Origin of the sequence: Pseudomonas sp. ICMP 10191 (genome assembly GCF_001467335.1) — a bacterium.
In the GTDB taxonomy this organism is placed as follows: Bacteria; Pseudomonadota; Gammaproteobacteria; order Pseudomonadales; family Pseudomonadaceae; genus Aquipseudomonas; species Aquipseudomonas cerasi.
In genome coordinates this window covers 1-324 of sequence record NZ_LKGW01000063.1, presented here as the reverse complement: position 1 = coordinate 324, position 324 = coordinate 1, and the positions used below count along the sequence as shown (strand labels likewise).

The 324-nt window shown below is 61.4% G+C and carries 1 protein-coding gene; it reads left to right on the top strand.

Annotated features, from left to right (window positions below; translation table 11 throughout):
- Window positions 1-324 (top strand): AMP-binding protein (locus AO388_RS06545; protein WP_153003974.1); only part of this gene is annotated, 324 nt, incomplete at both ends.

Sequence of the window (324 nt, the reverse complement as noted above, 5' to 3'; positions counted from 1 at the left end):
AGCCCATGCCTTGCGCAAGCAGGGCGTTCAGCCGGATTCGCGGGTCGGGATCTGTGTCGAACGCGGCGTGGAGATGGTCGTCGGGTTGCTGGCAATCCTGAAGGCGGGCGGCGGGTATGTGCCACTGGATCCGGCCTATCCAGCGGAACGTATAGCCTACATGCTGCAGGACAGTGCTCCGACCGCAGTACTGGCGCAAACCGCGACTCAGGGCTTACTGGCCGACGTTTCGGCGCCTTTGATCAATCTTGATCTAAGTGATTGGCAGGACCAATCCGTCCAGAATCCGCAGGTGCCAGGGCTGACCTCGTCGCATCTGGCGTA